Origin of the sequence: Plectonema radiosum NIES-515 (assembly GCF_025753815.1) — a bacterium.
Classification (GTDB): Bacteria; Cyanobacteriota; Cyanobacteriia; order Cyanobacteriales; family Nostocaceae; genus Hassallia; species Hassallia radiosum_A.
In genome coordinates, this window is the sequence record NZ_JAOWRF010000058.1 from 1 (window position 1) to 3,281 (window position 3,281).

At 41.2% G+C, this 3,281-nt stretch carries 2 protein-coding genes and 1 pseudogene; 1 reads left to right on the top strand and 2 read right to left on the bottom strand.

The genetic code is table 11. The annotated features are described in order from the left end of the window. Positions 1-241: 241 nt before the first annotated feature. Positions 242-864, top strand: a pseudogene (locus tag OGM63_RS03735) (hypothetical protein); the annotation flags it as partial. Between the two features lie 372 nt (positions 865-1,236). Here the strand turns inward: OGM63_RS03735 and OGM63_RS03740 are convergent. Both OGM63_RS03740 and glyQ read right to left on the bottom strand, forming a co-directional pair. Further along, positions 1,237-1,494, bottom strand: coding sequence for a transposase (locus OGM63_RS03740; protein ID WP_263744164.1), 258 nt, complete (start codon positions 1,492-1,494; stop codon positions 1,237-1,239). A gap of 757 nt (positions 1,495-2,251) precedes the next feature. Next, entirely contained in the window at positions 2,252-3,130 is an 879-nt protein-coding gene (glyQ, locus tag OGM63_RS03745) for a glycine--tRNA ligase subunit alpha (RefSeq protein ID WP_263744165.1), read from the bottom strand. Positions 3,131-3,281: the final 151 nt, after the last annotated feature.

Below are 3,281 nucleotides of genomic sequence, written 5' to 3' on the forward strand. Positions count from 1 at the left end.
TCAGTAGACTTAAACGCTGTAGCCCAACGCCATCAATAAAATGCTTAAGATTTTCAAAAAGACTATCACTATCAAAGCTTGGTTTTCGCGTCGGCAATAGTCTTATTCAATACTTAATATCTTGATATTATATATCAAGTATTTGATTTTTTCAACTAAAATATCTTGATTTTTCTCAATATTTGTCAATATATGTGGAACTTTGTCTATAAAATTGTCAGCTTAGGACTAGCTCTTCGGTGAAACAAGCAAGCGTTCTGCCCGTAAAGCTACGTTAGTGGTGCGATTTTGTCCAGTTTATCTCCGTACTCCATACTGGTTTGATAACCGTGACCCTCTACTGGTTTATGCTATTTATGCCACTGAGGTTGATTGCCCAGAAGGTCAAACAGCATTAGAGTGGATGCTGCTGACTACGGAAGTGGTAACAGATGAACAGATGGCTGCCACAATTTTACGTTGGTATTCTTACCGTTGGCGTGTGGAGGAATATCACAAAATTTTCTCTTTCGGGATGTCAGGTAGAACGATACAGACTCGCTGCTGATGGCATGAAGACCTTAATTGGTTTCTTGAGCGTGATTGCTGTTGAACTGTTGCAGTTGACTTATCTACACCGCACCCAGCCAACCGCCGACGCAATTGTTTTCCTCAATCCCCGTGACTCTTCGCCTCCGTGAAAGCTAAATTACCCAAACTACCTAAGACATTAACAGTTAATTGGGCGCTTGGTTGCGATCGCACGTGCGCGGGGGTTACTTAGAACATCGACATAAAACCCCTATTGGTATCCAGGTACTATGGCGGGGCTGGTTAAAATTACATGACCTCTGTGATGGTTGGCAGCTTGCTAGAGAGACTTAACGGGAAAAGTCAGAAACTAAATAGGTATAACCAGGTTTGATCCATACACAAAAAGAAAGATTCATCCAAATATTTTAGGTCTATTTCTCCCGCAGCAGCAGATAATTCCAACACCCTCTAAATCTGCTTGCTTGTTTGGTCGTGCTATTGGGTCTTGGTTCCCTTTGTGACACATCAAAAGCTCGGTCGGGTAACGGAGCATACGTCGCGGCATCTCCCTCCCCTAAGAACCGTAGGTAACGGTTACCAATCATCCGCCCCAAGCTGAGGCTTTCTCAGAACGTTTGCCCCTATGTACGGCGTGGTGGCACGTTTTTAGTACTTACGTATCGTACATAAGTACTACACGCAATTTTGGTATTTCAGCCATGTTTAGCAGTCTGCGATCGCTTCTGTATGGGAGTAAATCAGGGTTAGGCCAAGCACCTGAAACGACCAAATATCATAATTCAAAAAGCGCAATCGTTGCGACCACCAAAGTTCAATCGGATTAAAATCAGGAAAATACGGTGACATATTGAGAACACTGGCACTTTTTGATTGAATCAATGATTCAATAGAAGCTACTTTGTCAGATGACACATTATCCATAACAACTACCACACCCACCCATAATTGAGGGGTAAACATTTTTGGATAAATACTTCAAATGCATTTCCATCCATTGAGCCATTCATCGTCATGACAGCTAAAACTTTTGTTAAGCTTATTGCTGCAATAACCGTTACTTTCGCACCTTTATAAAATGGTTTTAAATCATAGACTCTTTGACCGCTGTTTCTTCGAACATGAGTTCGTGTTCAACCAAGTAAAACACCCATTTCCATCAATGAAAATCAAGTTTTCCGGGTATATAGCAATCCTATTTCAGTTGTGAAAACTATCGAACCGCCTTCGCTCTTGGCGTCTCCGAAGGAGAAGCCAAGAGCGCTAAGAAAAGAAACAGAGAATTTGATAAATCATTTAGGACTGCTATATAGCTTTAACTTTCTCCCAAAGTTCCCACCTTAGCTTTTGGATTCTTCCCGTAGCACATTGACTACTACGCACTGTCTTTTTTTTGTGTCAAATTTTGTCTTTGCAACGCGCGACAGATAGCACTAGTGCTTAGAGGATGCTTTAAGAGGATATTTTGCTCTCACGATTAGCACATCAAAGGCTGTACGTACGGGTTTAAACCTTAATTTTTCCTTGTATTTAACCCAAGTCAAAACGGCAAAATAATACCTGACGGGACTTTTAAAACATCCTCTCAGCTATCCGAAAATAGTCCCCAATTTGTAGTTATTCAAAACTCATCATCATCCTCAACTGAACAAACAATAAAAGATCAGGTAAAAACTTATTATCTTTTATTGTTTGTTGTATTGTATGTCGCTAAGACTAATTAAATTATTGCCTTGTTAAGTAGTGGAAAACCCAATTTTTCCCGTTGTTCGACATAAAGTTGCGCTACCCTTCGCGCCAAATACCGAATCCTAGCTATGTAGCGAGTTCGCTCCGTGACCGAAATCACACCTCTTGCATCTAACAAGTTAAACATGTGCGAACACTTCATAACATAATCTAGGCTAGGCAACACTAGTCCTCGCTCGGTTAATTGTTGAGCTTCCTGCTCATACATATTAAATAGTGTCAGCAGCATCTCAGGATTAGAGGCTTCAAAATTGTAAACACATTGCTCAATCTCTCCTTGGAGGTGAACATCGCCATAAGTAATATTGTCTGTCCAACGAATCTTAGTGAATGCTTCCACTTGTTGGAGGTACATCGTCAGTCGTTCCAAACCATATGTAATTTCAATGGAAACAGGACGGCAATCAATTCCTCCACACTGCTGGAAGTAAGTAAACTGAGTAACTTCCATTCCATCTAGCCAAACTTCCCACCCAGTACCCCAAGCACCCACCGTCGCATCTTCCCAATTATCCTCAACAAACCGGATATCGTGGTCTTCTGGACGAATCCCCAAAGCTCTGAGGGAATCGAGATAAATTTCTTGGATATTATCTGGGGAAGGCTTAATTAAAACTTGGAACTGATAATAGTGTTGAAAGCGATTGGGATTTTTACCATAACGTCCATCAGTAGGACGACGACAAGGTTCAACATAAGCCACAGCCCAAGGTTCTGGTCCTAACGCTCTTAAAAAAGTATGGGGGTTTTTAGTGCCTGCTCCCTTCTCAATGTCATATGGCTGGGCAGTTAAACAACCGCGATCGCCCCAGAATTTATGCAATACAGCTATTACTGACTGAAAAATCACGAGCTTAGTAATCCTCAAATTTTCGGATGGGTTAATTCTAGTGGGTTAAAAGGGTTGTGGGGAGTAGGATTTGGGTGGTTTAGGAAAAGTCCCAAAATATTTTTTGAGAAAACAGTTGACAAGAAGTTGTGCACTCGCTATATTGAATAAG

Bases quoted from the DNA above. Each gene is read 5' to 3' on its own strand.
- OGM63_RS03740 (WP_263744164.1), bottom strand. From the start codon at position 1,494: ATGTTTACCCCTCAATTATGGGTGGGTGTGGTAGTTGTTATGGATAAT.